Here is a 16,915-nt window from a genome sequence, read left to right as displayed (position 1 = left end):
CTACTTCACCTCGAACTCCCCGACCAGCACGGTTTCAGCTTGTTCCTTCAGGCGCAGGGTGACCGTCTGGTCGCGCTGCTGGCGCGTGCCCCAGTGGGTGCTCAGGCGCAGGCTCAAGGTGGTCGCGCCGGTGACCAGCTGCTCGCGGCTGCCGAAGAAATTGGCCTCCACCTTGTAGGTGCCCGGCTTGGCATCCCGCAACGAGAACTGTTCCGGCCCATAGCCGCCGGTGAAGTCCTGGGACATCTGCCCACCCTGGTAGGTCAGCCGGTTGCCGTAGTACGCGCGCTCACCGTTGGGGTCGGTCACCCACAGGTCCATGTCGCTGTTGTCGCTGTCCCAGCCAAGCACCACGCGCAGGTCCAGCGGCATCGGCCGGCGCAGGCGCGGGTCGATCGCGCTGGCATCCAGGCCTTGGCGTGCCATGAGGGTGGTGGCTTCATCCAGTGCGATCAGCGAGATGCCATCGAAGCGGCTGTCCCACGGCCGCAGCACCACTTCGTACAGCGCCTTCAGTGCCTGCGGGTACTGGCCGCTGGCTTCCAGCGCCAGGCCGAGGTCGCGGAAGCTCTGCGGCTCCTCCTCGCCCATCGCCAGCACGTCACGGAACACCGGCACCGCCAGTGCAGGCGCATCGGCCTGCATCAAGCGATACCCGAGCACGCGCAGTACGTGGCGGTTTTCGATCTGCATTTCGGCCAGGTTGGACAGCACCCGCAGCGCCAACGCACGCTGGCCCTTGGCCAGCAGCAGGTCGGCCACGTCCAGGTAGAACGCGCTGCTGTCCGCATGCTGCGCGCGCTCGGACAGGTACAGCGGATACAGCGCGTCGGCCGGAGCCGCGCGCAGGCGCTTGGCATACGGTGCATCGGCGGCCCATGGCGCGAGCGCGATGGTGATCTCGCCGCCGTTGGCAGCGCCTGGCGCGGACGTAGCGCGCTCGGCGCGCGGGCCCGGGGCCTGGCGCGCCAGCATGGCCTGCGGCGCTGCGGGTGCGGGCGCGGGCGCGAGTGCGAGTGAAGGCGACGGCGGCGGCGCTGCGACGCTGTCGTTCGGTCGGGCCTCGAAGGCCTCCCCCGCCGCTACCGGCGCTGCCATCGCGACCGCGGCCGGGCTGGCCGTTTCCTGCTTCGCCTGCGGCGGGGTGCCTTTGGGCCAGCGGGTTTCCCACCAGCGCTGACGATCAGCGACCTGCCGTGCGATGTCATCGAGCCGCTGGCTGCGCTCACGTGCCACGTCGACGGCGGCCAGCGCGTGCCGACGGTCGTACTCGGCGCGCAGCGGCAACGGCGGACGGATGCCATGCTGCAGATAGTCTTCGATCGATTCGAGCACCAGCAGCGAAGTGTCCGCACTGACCAGCCCGAACGCCTGCGACAGCGTGCGTTGCGCGGCGGCATGGGCCGCCGGATCACCCGCCCAGTCGGCCAGCTGGCCGTTCGCCCAGGCATGTGCCACCAGGCCGCCAGGCTGCAGCCGCGCTTCGCCGGCGCCCACCCGCTGGGTATCGATGCGCCCATCCGGCAGGCGCACGCGCAGCTGCACGCTGCCGTCCGGCCTGTCGATCCTTCCCAGCACCCGCAACCAGCCCTGCGCTGCCGCACGGGCATCGGCGACCACCGCGCTGATCCCATCGCCTTCCAGCGACAGCACCGCTGCGCCCTGCTGCAGCAACCGTGCTGCCGCCGAAGCCACATCCGCCGGCGTGGACAGCACCAGCAGCTCGCCCTGGTGGGCAGCGGTCCAGGCACGCAGGCGCGCCGTGTCGGTGCGCGCGCCGGCACCACTCAAGGCATACAGGCGCTGGCCTGCAGCGAGTGCCGGCTGGCTGCGCTTGCCATAGTTGGACAGCCCATCACTGACCAGCAGGTATTCCTGCACCGCCGGCTGTGGTGTCCACGCACCCAGCGCACTGGCCCCGTCCAGCGGCAGCGCCTGCAGGTAAGCACGCAGTGCGGACCAGTCGCCAGCGCGCAGGCGGAAATCGCGCGCGGGCTCGGACTGGTCGCGCAACACCGTCAGTTGGACCTGGCCATCGCCGACGGCCTTGAAATAGCGGTCAAGCACGGCAAACTCGGCCTCACGGTCGCGCCGGGACGCCGATCCGGACGCATCCCAGAGCAGCCCGATGCGGGTGGGCAGCGCCCGTGGCACGGCCTGCAGCGGCACCGGGATCTGCGCCATCAGGTAGCGCTGGCCCTCGTGCAGGCCGGCCACCACGTCGCGTTGGCGCACCTGCGGCAGCCACCACTGCGCCTGCGCCGGCAGCGCCGCACCGCGGCCCTGCCACTGCAGCTGATAGCGGCCATCGCGCAGCTGGAACTGCCCTGCCAGTGCAGTCGAGGCACGCGGTGCGCCGACGCCACTGGCATCCAATTGCACGCTTGCCTGCTGCGCGCCACGCGCGAACTGCAGCGGCAGCGTCCAGCGCAGGCCCTGCGTGTCCACCGGCAGGGTCTGGCGGAGGGTCAACACCACGCGGCGGCTGCCGTGCGCGGGGATCGGATAGATGCGCAGGCGGAACTGGTTCCCAGCGGTCTGTTCCAGCAGACCCGGGTCGACCCGACGCCGTTCAATGGCCTCGAACACCTGCCGGCCCTGGGCCTTGGGCACCGGCACGGCGTCGCGCAGCTGGCCATCGATATCCAGTGCAAAGCCCGCCACCTGCTGGCCATCAGCCAACGGGAACTCCAACTGCCCCTCCAGCATGCGGCCGTTGGGGTTGTGGAACTCCATTTCGATGCGGGTTTCGGCCAGGCCGGCGGCCACCGTGCCGCGCAGGCTGGCGTGGCGCAGCTGCACCGGCACTTCCGCGTCCTTCACCCGCAACACCGGCGCGCTGACGGCAGGCGCGGGTGGCGTCGAACGCTGTGCCTCCACCTTGTAGGCCGCGATACCCAGCGCCGCAACGCCGAGCATGACCAGACCGCGAGACAGACCTTGCATGTGACGCTCCTGCGTGGGTGACAGTCCATTGAACGCATGATGGCGCCCATCGGGGTTTGCCGTGTTGCCATCTTGGCCTGCGCCTTCGCATCGGCCACCATGCACGGGCCTCTTCCATACACCGGGATCTCCGTGCGCCTGCCCTCGTTGCTCCTTCTGCTGTTCGCCCCACTGCCCGCCTTGTGTGCTTCGCCAACCGAGCTGGTGGGCATCGACTTCAGTCACCACGACTGGACGCTGGCCTGCGACAACACCCGGACCTGCCGCGCGGCGGGCTACCAGAACGACGAAGGCGTGGACCCGCTGCCGGTATCGGTGCTGCTGACGCGCCACGGTGGCCCCGACCAGCCGATCACCGCCAGCCTGATGCTTGGCCAGTACGAGGAAAGCGTGCTGCCCGCCACGCTGCAGATGCAGGTCGACGGGCGTGACCAGGGTCGCGTGGATTATGCGACCGGCGCGGGCACGGCGACGTTGAGCCCGGCCCAGGTGGCCGCCTTGCTGGCCTCGGTGAGCGGTGCCGGCGCAGGCCGCGTCGTCTTCACCGGTGACGACCAGCGGCAGTGGACGCTGTCAGCGCGTGGCGCATCGGCGGTGCTGCTGAAAATGGATGAATTCCAGGGCCGGCTGGGCACCCCCGGGGCGGTGATGCGCAAGGGCAAGCGCGCGGAGTCGTCGGTGCCCGCGGCATTGCCGATGCCGGTCGTGGTGCTGGCGAAATTGGCCGCAGCGCGCCTATCCGACGCCGCACTGGCGACCTCCGATGCGCTGCGCGCCGCCCTGGTAGCCGCCACGCCGCCCGATGACTGCGCGGCCCTGCAGCCCGACCAGGCCGTGTCGATGGATGAGCCTGTCGTGCCGTTGAAGGTCCAGCGCCTGAGCGCGGACAAGCTGCTGGTATCTGCCCTGTGCTGGCGTGGCGCCTACAACGAAGGCAGCGGCTACTGGGTGGTCAACGAGACGGCACCCTACCAGCCGCAGCTGATCACCCACTTCGGTAATGATGACGACGGCCGCAGCATCAGTGGATCGCACAAGGGGCGAGGCCTGGGCGACTGCTGGTCGATGAACAGCTGGGGCTGGGACGGGCGCCGCTTCGTGGCTACCTCGGCTACCACCACGGGCCTGTGCCGGCTGGTCGCCGCAGGCGGCGCGTGGGACCTGCCGACGCGGGTTGCCACGGTAAAGGAGTGAGGCGGCACCGGGTGCGGGGCCGCGAACGTTGAGGGATTCCGCCGGGCCATGCTCGGCGGGAGCGGTCAGGCCGCGCTGCAGTGCTCGACGATCAACTGGATCGCCGTGCCGCCGCGGTAATCGTCGCAGGCCAGCCGATACGCCAGGTGCACGTTGCGTGCCGGCGCGTTGCCGGTCCAGCCCCCGAACTGGATGGCGTTGATCAACCCGGCCATCCCGGGACGGCGCAGTTCCAGCTTGAGGTGCCGCTCCTTCAACACCCGCCAGTTGGTCACCTCGAAATGTCCATCGAACAGCGGCTCCGGGAAGCCCTGTCCCCACGGGCCGGCAAGCCGCAGCGCATCGGCGTGGCGATGGTCCAGCTCGTCGCTGCCGAGCTCGCCATCGCTGAGGATCTGCTGCTGCAGCATCACCGGGTCCAGCAACTGATGCACGGCTGCGGCGAAGGCGGCTTCGAACGCCGTCAGGTGGGCGTGCGGCAGGCTCATGCCGGCGGCCATCGCATGGCCACCGAAGCGCTCGATCAGGCCCGGCTGCTGCGCATCGACCAGCGCCAGCGCATCGCGGATGTGCAGGCCGGGAATCGAACGCGCGGACCCTCGCAACGCATCGGCGCCCGGTTCAGCCGGCGCGAAGGCGACCACCGGTCGGTGCAGGCGGTCTTTCATCTTCGAGGCCACCAGGCCGACCACACCCGGATGCCACTCGGCATCGAACAGCACCGCCGCGATCGGGCGCTGTCCGTCGTCATCCAGCACCACCCTGGCCACCGCCTTCTCGGCGTCGTCGGTCATGGTCTGCTGCACGGCGCGGCGCTCGGCGTTGATCTGCTCCAGCGTCTGCGCGATGTCGCGCGCCTGCGCCGGGTCCTCGGTCAGCAGCAGCGCGATGCCCAGCGCCATGTCCTCCAGCCGGCCGGCCGCGTTCAAGCGCGGGCCCAGCGCAAAGCCGATATCGGTGGCGGTCAGCCGCGCCGCATTGCGGCCACTGGCTTCGATCAGAGCATTCAACCCGACGCAGCCCTGCCCGGCGCGCAGGCGCCGCAGCCCGGCACTGACCAGCGCGCGGTTGTTGGCATCCAGCGCCACCAGGTCGGCGACCGTGCCCACCGCGACCAGATCCAGCAGCGTGGCCAGGTCCGGTCCCTTGCCGTCGGCGAACACCGCGGCCTCGCGCAGGTGCCGGCGCAAGGCCAGCAGTACATAGAAGATCACGCCGACGCCGGCCAATGATTTACTGGGAAAGGCATCGTCGTGCAGGTTCGGATCAACGATGACATCGGCCGGCGGAAGCTGCGGTCCAGGCAGATGGTGGTCGGTGACCAGCACCTGCCAGCCCTTGGCCTTGGCTGCCGCCACGCCGGCATGGCACGCGATGCCGTGGTCAACGGTGACCAGCAGGTCCGGCTGCAGCAGCGCCAGTTCCTCCACCAGCGCCGGCGACAGCCCGTAGCCGTGCACCATGCGATTGGGCACCGCATGGGCGACGTGGCGCGCGCCGAGCATGCGCAGTCCGCGCACGCCGACCGCACAGGCGGTGGCGCCATCGCAGTCAAAGTCACCCACCACCACGATGCACTTGTCAGCGGCGATGGCCGCCGCCAGCAGACGCACCGCGCCATCGATGCCGGTCAACAGCTCAGGTGCATGCAGGTTGCCCAGCCTGGGCAGCGCCAGTTCGGGCGTGTGCGCCCCGCGCGCGGTGTACAGACGGGCCAGCAGCGGTAGTGTGCCGTCAGCCCAAGGGGCTACGTCGACACGGTCGCGGCGGCAGATGACGGGGTTGGAATCGGCGGCAGGGGACATCGGCTACGCCGGTTGCAGGAAGACGTTGCATGATACCGCGCGGGTCAATCGTGCAACTGCCGCGGTTTCTTCCAGATCTGCCAGCGCTGCGAACGCTGGAAGGCGAACTGCACGCCGTCCTCGAAATCCAGCACCAGCCGCTGCAGCTCGCCGCGGCGCAACGCCAGCAGCAGCGGCGCGATCGCCTGGCTGGCCAGCTGCTCCAGCGAACGCAGCGGACGCAGGTCGACCAGCGCATCCACCGACTGTTCGCCATCCACCTGTACGCCTGCCGCGGTGGCCAACGCGCGCAACAGCGCATCGCGGCTGCGCACCTGTGCATGTGGCGTGGCCACGCTCTGCGGCAGCCGCCCTGCACCCCAGAACCACAGCGAATTGATCGGGCTCAGCCCCTGCGCGATGCGCTGGGCGTTCCACGGGTGCGAATGCAGTACCACCTGGGTTTCGGTCAACAGCGCGCGCCAGCGCCGACCTTCGACGCCGCTGGGCAGATGGCTGAAAAGATCATCGCCGAGCACGTCATCCGGACTCGCAAACACCGGCAACGGCATGTCATCCGGGACGCGCAGGTACCAGCGCGAGGCGACCGGCGCATCCAGATGCAGGCCATGTTCGGCGAACACCGGCTGCAGGTCCGGCAGCAGCGCGACCGCATCCTCGTGAGAGGGGCGCAGCGTGTCGCCGTGCCCCATCATCCGCGCACCGTGCATGTCCGGCACCATGTGCGCCGGATCCGCGCGCAGCCAGACGTGGCCGGCCGCATCGCCGGCATCCAGCTGGCGGGTCAGTGCCGCGGCAGGCATCGCGGCGGCATCGGCGGCATCAAGCGTGGTCGACGCCCCCTGCACGCGGAAGTGGCGCTGCAGCTGCGCGCCCTCCCCCGCTGCGTGCTCGCTGCGCTCGGCACGACCGAGCGCACGTGCCACCTCATCGGGCAACGCGGCCACCGCGAATCGACTGCGTGCAGCCAGCAGCAGCGTTGCCGTAGCCATCGATCAGCCCGCGTAGCTGACGCTGACGATCTCGTACTCGCGCTGGCCGGCCGGGGCATCGATGGTGATGCTGTCGCCTTCCAGCTTGCCGATCATCGCGCGGGCCACCGGCGAGGAAATGGCGATCAGGCCGAGCTTGATGTCCGCTTCCAGGTCACCGACGATCTGGTACTTCTTCTCTTCGTCGGTTTCCACGTCGGCCAGCGTCACCGACGCGCCGAACACCACCTTGGAGCCGGCATTGAGCTTGGACACGTCGATGATCTCGGCATGCGACAGCTCGCCTTCCAGCTGCTTGATGCGGCCTTCGATGAAGCCCTGCTCTTCGCGCGCGGCGTGGTACTCGGCATTTTCCTTCAGGTCACCGTGCTCGCGCGCTTCGGCGATCGCGGCGATCACCTTCGGGCGCTTGACCGACTTCAGCTGGTCCAGCTCTTCGCGCAGACGCTGCGCGCCCTTCATCGTGATGGGAGCTCTCATGCGTTCAGTTCCTTGTGCAGTTCCTGCAGCGACCAGACCGGGCCGGTACCGCGGAATTCCAGCGAATGCACCAGTGCCTTGGCACCGGCGATGGTGGTCGAATAGGTCACGCGGTGCTGCAGCGCTTCGCGACGGATGGAGAACGAATCGTTGATCGCCGCACGGCCTTCGGTCGTGTTGACGATGTAGACGATCTCACCGTTCTTGATGCGGTCCACGATGTGCGGACGGCCCTCGACCACCTTGTTGACGATCTCGCATTCCATGCCGTGCTGCTGCAGCCACGCGGCGGTGCCACGGGTGGCGACCAGGCTGTAGCCCTTGGCCAGCAGCGCCTCGGCGACCGGCAGCACGCGCTGCTTGTCCGGGTCACGCACCGACACGAAGGCCTTGCCGACCGGCGGCGCCTTGATGCCACCGGCTTCCTGCGCACGCGCGAAGGCGGCGCTGAAGCTGCGGCCCACGCCCATCACCTCACCGGTGGAGCGCATCTCCGGCCCGAGGATCGGATCGACGCCCTGGAACTTGGCGAACGGGAAGATCGCCTCCTTCACCGAGTAGTAGTCCGGCACGATTTCCTTGGTGGCGCCCTGCTCGGCCAGCGTCTTGCCGGCCATGCAGCGTGCGGCGATCTTGGCCAGCGGCATGCCGGTGGCCTTGGACACGAACGGCACGGTGCGCGAGGCACGCGGGTTCACTTCCAGCAGGTAGACGATGTCTTCACCGTTCTCACCGGCCTGGATGGCGAACTGGGTGTTCATCAGGCCGACCACGTTCAGGGCCTTGGCCAGCTCCACCACCTGGCGGCGCAGCTCGGCCTGGGTTTCGGCAGACAGCGAATACGGCGGCAGCGAGCAGGACGAATCGCCCGAATGCACGCCGGCTTCTTCGATGTGCTCCATCACGCCGCCGATCAGCACGTTGCCCTGGCTGTCGGCAATGATGTCCACGTCCACTTCGACGGCATTGTCGAGGAAGCGGTCCAGCAGCACCGGCGAATCGTTGGAGACCTTGACCGCATCACGCACGTAGCGTGCGAGGTCGGACTCACCGTAGACGATTTCCATCGCACGGCCGCCCAGCACGTAGCTCGGGCGCACCACCAGCGGGTAGCCGATCTCGCGCGCCAGCAGCAGCGCTTCCTGGTCGTTGCGGGCGATGCGGTTCGGCGGCTGCTTCAGGCCCAGGTTGTCCACCAGCTGCTGGAAGCGCTCGCGGTCTTCGGCCAGGTCGATGGAATCCGGGCTGGTGCCGATCACCGGCACGCCGTTGGCTTCCAGCGCCCGTGCCAGCTTCAGCGGGGTCTGGCCGCCGTACTGCACGATCACGCCCTTCGGCTGTTCCAGCTCGACGATCTCCAGCACGTCTTCCAGCGTCAGCGGCTCGAAGTACAGGCGGTCGGAGGTGTCGTAGTCGGTGGAGACGGTTTCCGGGTTGCAGTTGACCATGATGGTTTCATAGCCATCCTCGCGCAGCGCCAGTGCCGCGTGCACGCAGCAGTAGTCGAACTCGATGCCCTGGCCGATGCGGTTCGGGCCACCACCGAGGATCATGATCTTGTCGCGGTTGCTCGGCGCGGCTTCGCACTCGTCCTCGTAGGTCGAATACAGGTAGGCGGTACCGGTGGCGAACTCACCGGCGCAGGAGTCCACGCGCTTGTACACCGGACGCACCTTGTGGGCGCGACGCAGCGCACGCACGGCCGCTTCGTTGGTGCCGGTCAGCTGGGCCAGGCGGGCATCGGAGAAACCGGCGCGCTTGAGCTTGCGCAGGCGCGCGGCGTCGAGCGAATCAATGCCACCGGCGGCGACCTCGCCTTCGGCAGTGATGATCTCTTCGATCTGGTCCAGGAACCACGGATCGATGAAGGACAGCGCATGGATCTCTTCCACGCTCATGCCGGCGCGGAAGCCGTCGGCCACGTAGAACAGGCGCTCCGGGCCGGGGGCCTTCAGCTCGCGGCGCAGGGTCTGCATGTCGTCTTCGTTGCCCAGGTCCAGCTCGGTCGGGTCGAAGCCCACCTTGCCGGTTTCCAGGCCACGCAGCGCCTTCTGCATCGATTCCTGGAAGGTGCGGCCCATCGCCATCACCTCGCCCACCGACTTCATCTGGGTGGTCAGGCGGGCATCGGCGGCCGGGAACTTCTCGAAGGCGAAGCGCGGGATCTTGGTGACGACGTAGTCGATCGACGGCTCGAACGAGGCCGGGGTCAGGCCGCCGGTGATCTCGTTCTTCAGCTCGTCCAGGGTGTAGCCCACGGCCAGCTTGGCGGCGACCTTGGCGATCGGGAAGCCGGTGGCCTTGGACGCCAGTGCCGAAGAGCGCGACACGCGCGGGTTCATCTCGATCACCACCACGCGGCCGGTGTGCGGATTGATGCCGAACTGCACGTTCGAGCCACCGGTATCCACGCCGATCTTGCGCAGCACGGCGATGGAGGCATCGCGCAGGCGCTGGTATTCCTTGTCGGTCAGGGTCTGTGCCGGGGCCACGGTGATCGAGTCGCCGGTGTGCACGCCCATCGGGTCCAGGTTCTCGATGGAGCACACGATGATGCAGTTGTCCGCGGTATCGCGGACCACTTCCATCTCGAACTCCTTCCAGCCCAGCACCGATTCTTCCACCAGCACTTCGGTGGTCGGCGACAGTTCCAGGCCGCGGGTGACGATGTCGATCAGCTCTTCGCGGTTGTAGGCGATGCCGCCGCCGCTGCCGCCCAGGGTGAAGCTCGGACGGATGATGGTCGGGTAGCCGACGCGGGTCTGGATCTCCAGCGCTTCTTCCAGCGTATGGGCGACTGCGGCCGACGGGCATTCCAGGCCGATCTCGCCCATCGCCACGCGGAACAGCTCGCGGTCTTCGGCCATGCGGATCGCTTCGCGCTTGGCGCCGATCAGCTCGACGTTGTACTTCTCCAGCACGCCGTTGTCGGCCAGGTCCAGCGCGCAGTTCAGCGCGGTCTGGCCGCCCATGGTCGGCAGCAGTGCATCGGGCTTTTCCTTGGCGATGATCTTCTCGACCGTCTGCCAGTTGATCGGCTCGATGTAGACGGCGTCGGCCATCTCCGGGTCGGTCATGATGGTGGCCGGATTGCTGTTGACCAGCACCACGCGGTACCCCTCGTCGCGCAGTGCCTTGCAGGCCTGCGCGCCAGAGTAGTCGAACTCACAGGCCTGGCCGATGACGATCGGGCCAGCACCGATGATGAGGATGGTTTTCAGGTCAGTGCGCTTTGCCATTTTCTTCTCTAGGTCGGTACAGCGTGACAAGGGGGAGTGATCGCACGCTGACGATCAGGAAATCTGTTCCGGGTCGAAGTCGATGCGGCATTCGCGCTTGAGCGCGGCGGACATCGTCTCGCCAATGTTTTCCGGCATCCCGCCGTCGGCACCCAGGCCGTCGATGAAGCGCTGGAAGGCGGGGGTGCCCATGAAACGGGCGATCTCCACCTTGTTCGCTTCGCTCACTTCCGGGCCTTCGCTGGCCATGCCCTGCTGGGCGGCCGCGCTGGCCTGGAAGGTGCGGCCCATGTCCACACCGGCCGGCGTGGCCATGAACTGCTTCCATTCACCCACCAGCAGCGCGCCGTCGTCGCCCAGGTTGCCGGCGATCTGCTGCTGGAGGTGGGCGTCGAGCAGCTTCCCGATCTGGGTGGACGCGCAATCGCGGCCGCCCTGGTCCAGTGCCTTCAGCGTCGGGGAGACACTGAACAGCACTTCGGCGCTGTTCTTGCCCAGGCCCTGCATGCCCAGCTGGTGCATGATCACCGCCACCTCGGCCGGCGTGGCCGGCTGGGCGCTTGCGGTGCCGGCCAACAGCAGGCCGGCCAGCAGTGCGGTGAGGCGCATCAGGCCTTGGCCTCGGCCATCAGGGTCACGAAACGATCGAACAGCGGGCCGACGTCGGTCGGTCCCGGCGACGCTTCGGGGTGGCCCTGGAAGGAGAATGCCGGCACGTCGGTGCGCGCGATGCCCTGGTTGGTGCCGTCGAACAGCGAACGATGGGTCACCCGCAGGGTCGTCGGCAGGGTCGCCTCGTCCACCGCGAAACCGTGGTTCTGCGAGGTGATCATCACCCGACCGCTGTCCAGGTCCTGCACCGGATGGTTGGCGCCGTGGTGGCCGTGGCCCATCTTCAGGGTCTTCGCACCGGAGGCCAGCGCCAGCAGCTGGTGGCCCAGGCAGATGCCGAAGGTCGGCACGCGGGCGTCCAGCACGGTCTTGATCGCGCTGATCGCGTAGTCGCACGGCTCCGGGTCACCCGGCCCGTTGGACAGGAACACACCGTCCGGCTTCAGCGCCAGCACGTCGGCTGCCGGGGTCTGCGCAGGAACGACGGTCACATCGCAGCCGCGCTCGGCCAGCATGCGCAGGATGTTGGTCTTCACGCCGTAGTCGTAGGCCACGACCTTGTACTGCGACGGCACGCTGACGAATGCGTTGGCGTCCAGGTCGAGCTGGCCTTCGTTCCACTGGTAAGTGGTTTCGGTCGACACGACCTTGGCCAGGTCCATGCCCTTCAGGCCGGGGAAGCTGCGCGCAGCCTCCAGCGCCTTCTCCACGCTGATCCCCTCGCCTGCCATCAGGGCACCGTTCTGGGCGCCCTTCTCGCGCAGGATGCGCGTCAGCTTGCGGGTATCGATGCCGGAGATGGCGACCACGCCACGCTGCAGCAGCCAGTCCTGCAGCGAAACCTGGCTGCGCCAGCTGCTCGGGCGGCGCGGCACGTCGCGCACGATCAGGCCGGCCGACCACACCTTGGACGCTTCGTTGTCCTGGTCGGTCATGCCGGTGTTGCCGATATGCGGGTAGGTCAGCGTGACCATCTGCCGGGCGTAGGACGGATCAGTCAGCACTTCCTGGTAACCGGTCATGGCGGTGTTGAACACCACTTCACCGACGGACAGGCCGGGCGCGCCTACGGATTCGCCCTCGAATACGGTGCCGTCTTCGAGGACGAGGATTGCGGCTTGGGTCACGGAAATCTCACTTTGGCTACCGATGGGGTACCGAAGGTCACGCCTGCGCTCACGGTAAAAACCGGTTGCAAAAAAGCGCGGACGTACGGTTCAGGACCGGTCCGGCTGTCGTGTTTCGGCGAGTGCAAATTGTAGACGCATGCGGGGTCCGGCGCCAGCACCACGTTGCAGGTAGCGCGCCACGGGATCCTGAACGTAGCGCCGGCCCATGGTCGGCGAGCGCAGCGGTAGCGGCCCGCCAAGCCCCGGACGGTAGCGCCGGCCCATGGTCGGCGAGCGCAGCGGGCCCTTCACGGGATGCCGCCGCCCACTCCGTTGAGCCGTTCAGCCGTGCAGCAGGTCCCGCACCCGGTAGCTCCCCGGGGCGCGTTGACCCAGCTGTCGCGCGGCAAACAACGCGCCACGGGCAAAGATGTCGCGGTTGGTCGCCCGGTGCACCAGCTCGATCCGCTCACCCAGGCCGGTGAACTGAACAAGATGTTCACCGACGATGTCCCCGGCGCGCAGGCTGGCGTACTGCGGGGTGGCCCCGCCGCGGCCGGCCGCCGCGCCCAGTGTCAGTGCAGTGCCCGACGGCGCATCCAGCTTGCGGGTGTGGTGCGATTCGACGATGTCGCAGTCCCAGCCGGCCAACGCCTGCGCGGCGCGCTCGACCAGTTCATCCAGCACCGCCACGCCCAGGCTGAAATTGGATGCCCACACCAGTGGAATCGCCTTGGCCGCCGCATCCAGCGCCTCGCGCTGCGCCTGGCTGATGCCGGTGGTCCCCGAGACCAGCCCCGCGCCGCGTTCCACGCACAGTGCCAGGATCGCATCGAAGCCTTCGGGCAGGCTGAAATCGATGGCCACGTCGAACGGCGGAGCGCCGTGCAGTTCCTTGGCAGCGAAGTGCGGGATGCCGTCCACCACACGCTGCGCGGGCGCGCGGCCGGTGTAGGCCCCCACCACCTTCAGCGTATCGGTATGTTCGGCGGCCAGCCGCAGCAAGGCCTGGCCCATGCGCCCGGAGGCACCGTGGATGAGCAATCGCAGGGGAGTCTGGTTCATCCGGGAAGGCTAGCGGCTGGCCGCGCATTTGCACAGGGGGCGTCGCGCACCAGGCCGCGACGCGGTCTCACGCCGCCGCTTGCTAGCCTGCTGGTTTTCCAAGCGGCGATGCCCTCCTCCATGAAGATCGAACAACAGCTGGTGCTGGTGACCGGCGCCGGACGCGGCCTGGGCCAGCACATCGCCCGCGCCTTTGCCTCGCAGGGCGCCAAGGTGATCATCAATTACCACCGCAGCAGCGAGGCAGCGCGCGCCCTGGCCCAGGAGCTCGGCGAACACGCCCTGGCGGTGCACGCCGATGTCACCGACCGGCACCAGGTGGACACCCTGCTGACCCTGGCGCAGGCGCACTTCGGCCAGCCGGTCAGCACCGTGGTCAACAATGCGCTGGCCACCTTCAGTTTCAATGGCGATGCCCGCGAGAAAGCCGACAGCATCGGCTGGGCCAGCTTCCAGTCCCAGTTCGACGGCAGCGTGCGCGGCGCGCTGAACACCGTGCAGGCCGCCCTGCCCGGCATGCGCGCGCAGCACTTCGGCCGCATCATCAACATCGGCAGCAACCTGTTCCAGAACCCGGTGGTGCCCTATCACGACTACACCGCCGCCAAGGCGGCGCTGCTGTCGTTGACCCGCACGCTGGCCGGCGACCTGGGGCCGGAGGGAATCACCGTCAACATGCTGTCCGGTGGCCTGCTGCGCAGCACCGATGCCAGTGCCGCCACCCCGGAAGCGCTGTTTGATTACATCGCCGAGGCCACGCCGCTGCGCAGCGTGACGACCCCGGCCGAGTTCGCCGATGCGGCGCTGTTCTTCGCTTCCCCGTGGTCGCGCGCGGTCACCGGGCAGAACCTGGTGGTGGATGGCGGACTGGTGCGCGATTGATGCCTGCGACGGTGGTCCGCTGGACGCGGTAGTGACGGCCGCTGGCCGTCCTGCCCTTGCCGCTACGCTCGCCGAGCATGGCTGGGCGCTACCGAGGCAGAGCGCCAGCCACTCAGTGCGCCTTCGGCGGCGTCGGCCCACAGCTGTCACACCCACCGCAGGCCCCGGCGCCGCCACTTGCCGGCGGCGCGATGCGCCGGCCCAGCGACTGCCGCCAGCCCGGCTGGCCGGAGCGCAGCAGGCTCAGCGCCAACGCACCGCGAGCCTTGCGCACCGTGCCCGGGAACTGCTTCTTCAGCACCACCCACGCACTGGCCAGCACGGCCAGCGCGACGATCAGGTACTGCAGCAGCAGGCCGGCCTCCATCAACCGCCTCCCAGCGCCACGGTCACCTGGTAGGTGACCAGGGCTGCAATGTAGGCGGCGGCGAACAGGTACACGGTGGCAAAGCCCATCTGCTTCCACGAATTGGTTTCACGCTTGATCGTGGCCAGCGTGGAGATGCACATCGGCGCGTAGATGAACCACACCAGCAGTGACAGGCCGGTGGCCAGCGACCAGCCGTCACTGACGATCGGGGTCAGCGCGGAGATCGCCGCGTCATCGTCCGGCGCCGACAGCGCGTAGATGGTCGCCAGCGAGGACACCGCCACTTCGCGTGCGCCCATGCCCGGGATCAGCGCAATGCAGATCTGCCAGTTGAAGCCCAGCGGGGCGAAGATCGCGGTCATCGCATGGCCGAGCTGGCCGGCGTAGCTGTAATCGATGGCCGGCATCGTCGCATCGGCCGGTGCACCGGGGAAGGACAGCAGGAACCACAGCAGGATGGTCAGCGCCAGGATGATGCCGCCCACGCGCTTGAGGAAGATCATGCCGCGTTCGTACAGGCCCACGGCCAGGTCGCGCGGGTGCGGGATGCGGTACGACGGAAGCTCCAGCATCAGCGGATGTTCGCTCTTGTCGCGGCGCCACTTCTTCATCACCCAGGACATCAGCAGCGCGCTGAAGATGCCGGCCACGTACAGGCCGAACAGCACCAGCCCCTGCTGGTTGAAGATGCCGACCTTGCCATCGGGAATGAACGCGCCGATCAGCAGCGCGTACACCGGCAGCCTTGCCGAGCAGGTCATCAGCGGGGCCACCAGGATGGTCGCAAGGCGGTCACGCGGGTCCTGGATGCTGCGGGTCGCCATGATGCCTGGCACCGCGCAGGCGAAGCTGGACAGCAGCGGGATGAACGAACGCCCGGACAGCCCGGCCGAGGCCATCATGCGGTCCAGCAGGAACGCCGCGCGCGGCAGGTAGCCGGATTCTTCCAGCGCCAGGATGAAGGCGAACAGGATCAGGATCTGCGGCAGGAACACCACCACCCCGCCGAGGCCGGCGATGATGCCATCGGTGATCAGGCTGGCCAGCGGGCCTTCCGGCAGCACCGCACCGGCCTGCTCGCCGAGCCAGCCGAACAGGGCCTCGATCCCGTCCATCATCGGCGTGGCCCAGGCAAACACCGCCTGGAAGATCAGGAACATCACCACCACCAGGGTGGCCAGGCCGAACACCGGATGCAGCAGCCAGCGGTCCAGCGTGTCATCGATCTTCGCGGTGCGGGTAGGCATGCTGACGGCGGCATCGAGGATCCCGCGCACCTGCGCGTGGTAATCGACGGCCTGCCCATCCACCGCCGCCACCGGTGCGCCGAGGTGCGGCACCATCGCGTCCAGCCGCGCCACCAGCGCCTGCGCGCCATGCTTGCGCACCGCCACGGTCTCCACCACCGGCACGCCGAGTGCACGCTCCAGCGCCGGCACGTCGATCCTGATGCCGCGTCGTTCGGCCGCATCGACCATGTTCAGTGCCACCACCATCGGCTTGCCGAGCTGGCGCAGTTCCAGCGCGAAGCGCAGGTGCAGGCGCAGGTTGGTCGCATCGATCACGCACAGCAGCACGTCCGGTGCTGCCTCACCCGGGTAGAAGCCGCGGCACAGGTCGCGCGTGATCGCCTCGTCCAGGCTGGCCGGCTGCAGGCTGTAGGCACCGGGCAGGTCGAGGATGGCGAACTCGCGGCCGGATGGCGCGCGCATGCGGCCTTCCTTGCGTTCCACGGTGACGCCGGTGTAATTGGCGACCTTCTGCCGGCTGCCGGTCAGCTGGTTGAACAGCGCGGTCTTGCCGCTGTTTGGATTGCCGACCAACGCCACGCGCAGCGGCAGGCTCGCAGCGTTGCTCATGCCGACGCCCCCTGTTCAGCAGTGATCTGGATGCGCGCGGCCTCACTGCGGCGCAGCGCAAACCGGGTGAAACCAACCTGCACGAGCAGCGGTTCGCCGCCAATCGGGCCGCGCGCGACCAATCGCACGGACTCGCCCTTGACGAAGCCGAGCTCCCTCAGGCGACGGGAAATCGCGTCATTGGCGTGCGTGTCATGGACGGTTTCGACCACGGCGTTGGCTTGCAAAGGCAGATCGGACAGCGTCACTCGCGCACTTTCCAGTGATAAGAATGGTTATCAATTCTAACATCGCCGCGCCGCGTCATGGCCCATGACCTTTGGGCCGCTATGATCTGTACAGGTATCGAGTAACTGCGGATT

13 protein-coding genes are annotated in these 16,915 nt (G+C 68.2%); 2 read left to right on the top strand and 11 right to left on the bottom strand.

Going from position 1 to position 16,915, the window contains the following annotated elements:
* Positions 1-2,946, bottom strand: coding sequence for a VIT domain-containing protein (locus QE373_RS07855; RefSeq protein ID WP_309685266.1), 2,946 nt, complete (start codon positions 2,944-2,946; stop codon positions 1-3).
* Positions 2,947-3,045: 99 nt separating this feature from the next.
* Here QE373_RS07855 and QE373_RS07850 point away from each other — a divergent pair, with 99 nt between their 5' ends.
* A complete protein-coding gene (locus tag QE373_RS07850; RefSeq protein WP_309685264.1) occupies positions 3,046-4,140 on the top strand; it encodes a DUF1176 domain-containing protein in 1,095 nt (364 codons plus the stop codon).
* A gap of 65 nt (positions 4,141-4,205) precedes the next feature.
* Here the strand turns inward: QE373_RS07850 and recJ are convergent, their stop codons facing one another.
* From recJ to dapB, 7 genes are all read right to left on the bottom strand, one after another.
* Positions 4,206-5,945: a single-stranded-DNA-specific exonuclease RecJ gene (gene recJ, locus QE373_RS07845; protein ID WP_309685262.1), complete on the bottom strand. Its 1,740-nt coding sequence runs from the start codon at positions 5,943-5,945 to the stop codon at positions 4,206-4,208.
* Positions 5,946-5,989: 44 nt separating this feature from the next.
* Positions 5,990-6,937, bottom strand: a complete 948-nt coding sequence (locus QE373_RS07840) for a phosphoglycerate mutase (RefSeq protein ID WP_309685261.1) — start codon at positions 6,935-6,937, stop codon at positions 5,990-5,992.
* Between the two features lie 3 nt (positions 6,938-6,940).
* The gene (greA, locus tag QE373_RS07835) at positions 6,941-7,405 is read right to left on the bottom strand and encodes a transcription elongation factor GreA (protein WP_185000279.1); all 465 of its coding nucleotides are present in this window, start codon (positions 7,403-7,405) and stop codon (positions 6,941-6,943) included.
* An 8-nt stretch (positions 7,406-7,413) separates the two neighbouring features.
* Positions 7,414-10,656 carry a carbamoyl-phosphate synthase large subunit gene (gene carB, locus QE373_RS07830; protein ID WP_309685258.1) on the bottom strand — a complete coding sequence of 1,081 codons (3,243 nt, stop codon included), beginning with the start codon at positions 10,654-10,656 and terminating at the stop codon, positions 7,414-7,416.
* 54 nt (positions 10,657-10,710) lie between these two features.
* Positions 10,711-11,265 (bottom strand): hypothetical protein, encoded by a 555-nt coding sequence (locus QE373_RS07825; protein WP_309685256.1) that lies wholly within the window; start codon positions 11,263-11,265, stop codon positions 10,711-10,713.
* Positions 11,265-12,395, bottom strand: a complete 1,131-nt coding sequence (gene carA, locus QE373_RS07820; RefSeq protein WP_057509127.1) for a glutamine-hydrolyzing carbamoyl-phosphate synthase small subunit — start codon at positions 12,393-12,395, stop codon at positions 11,265-11,267. The genes QE373_RS07825 and carA overlap by 1 nt, the downstream gene beginning before the upstream one ends.
* 324 nt (positions 12,396-12,719) lie before the next feature.
* The gene (gene dapB, locus QE373_RS07815; RefSeq protein WP_309685253.1) at positions 12,720-13,442 is read right to left on the bottom strand and encodes a 4-hydroxy-tetrahydrodipicolinate reductase; all 723 of its coding nucleotides are present in this window, start codon (positions 13,440-13,442) and stop codon (positions 12,720-12,722) included.
* A gap of 120 nt (positions 13,443-13,562) precedes the next feature.
* Here dapB and QE373_RS07810 point away from each other — a divergent pair, with 120 nt between their 5' ends.
* On the top strand, positions 13,563-14,324 hold the full coding sequence (locus tag QE373_RS07810; RefSeq protein ID WP_309685251.1) for a 3-oxoacyl-ACP reductase: 762 nt from the start codon (positions 13,563-13,565) through the stop codon (positions 14,322-14,324).
* A 112-nt stretch (positions 14,325-14,436) separates the two neighbouring features.
* Here QE373_RS07810 and QE373_RS07805 read toward each other — a convergent pair whose 3' ends face one another.
* Genes QE373_RS07805 through QE373_RS07795 form a run of 3 tightly spaced genes read right to left on the bottom strand, consistent with a single transcriptional unit; the run spans position 14,437 to position 16,801 of the window.
* Positions 14,437-14,691, bottom strand: a complete 255-nt coding sequence (locus tag QE373_RS07805; RefSeq protein WP_057509130.1) for a DUF6587 family protein — start codon at positions 14,689-14,691, stop codon at positions 14,437-14,439.
* On the bottom strand, positions 14,691-16,553 hold the full coding sequence (locus QE373_RS07800; protein ID WP_309685248.1) for a ferrous iron transporter B: 1,863 nt from the start codon (positions 16,551-16,553) through the stop codon (positions 14,691-14,693). Before QE373_RS07800 ends, QE373_RS07805 begins: the two co-directional genes overlap by 1 nt.
* Positions 16,550-16,801 (bottom strand): FeoA family protein, encoded by a 252-nt coding sequence (locus QE373_RS07795; protein ID WP_057509132.1) that lies wholly within the window; start codon positions 16,799-16,801, stop codon positions 16,550-16,552. The genes QE373_RS07800 and QE373_RS07795 overlap by 4 nt, the downstream gene beginning before the upstream one ends.
* Between the last annotated feature and the right edge of the window lie 114 nt (positions 16,802-16,915).

This window comes from Stenotrophomonas sp. SORGH_AS_0321 (genome assembly GCF_031453215.1).
Classification (GTDB): domain Bacteria; phylum Pseudomonadota; class Gammaproteobacteria; order Xanthomonadales; family Xanthomonadaceae; genus Stenotrophomonas; species Stenotrophomonas chelatiphaga.
The sequence above is the reverse complement of the archived record's forward strand: the minus strand, read 5'-3'. Positions and strand labels throughout refer to the sequence as shown.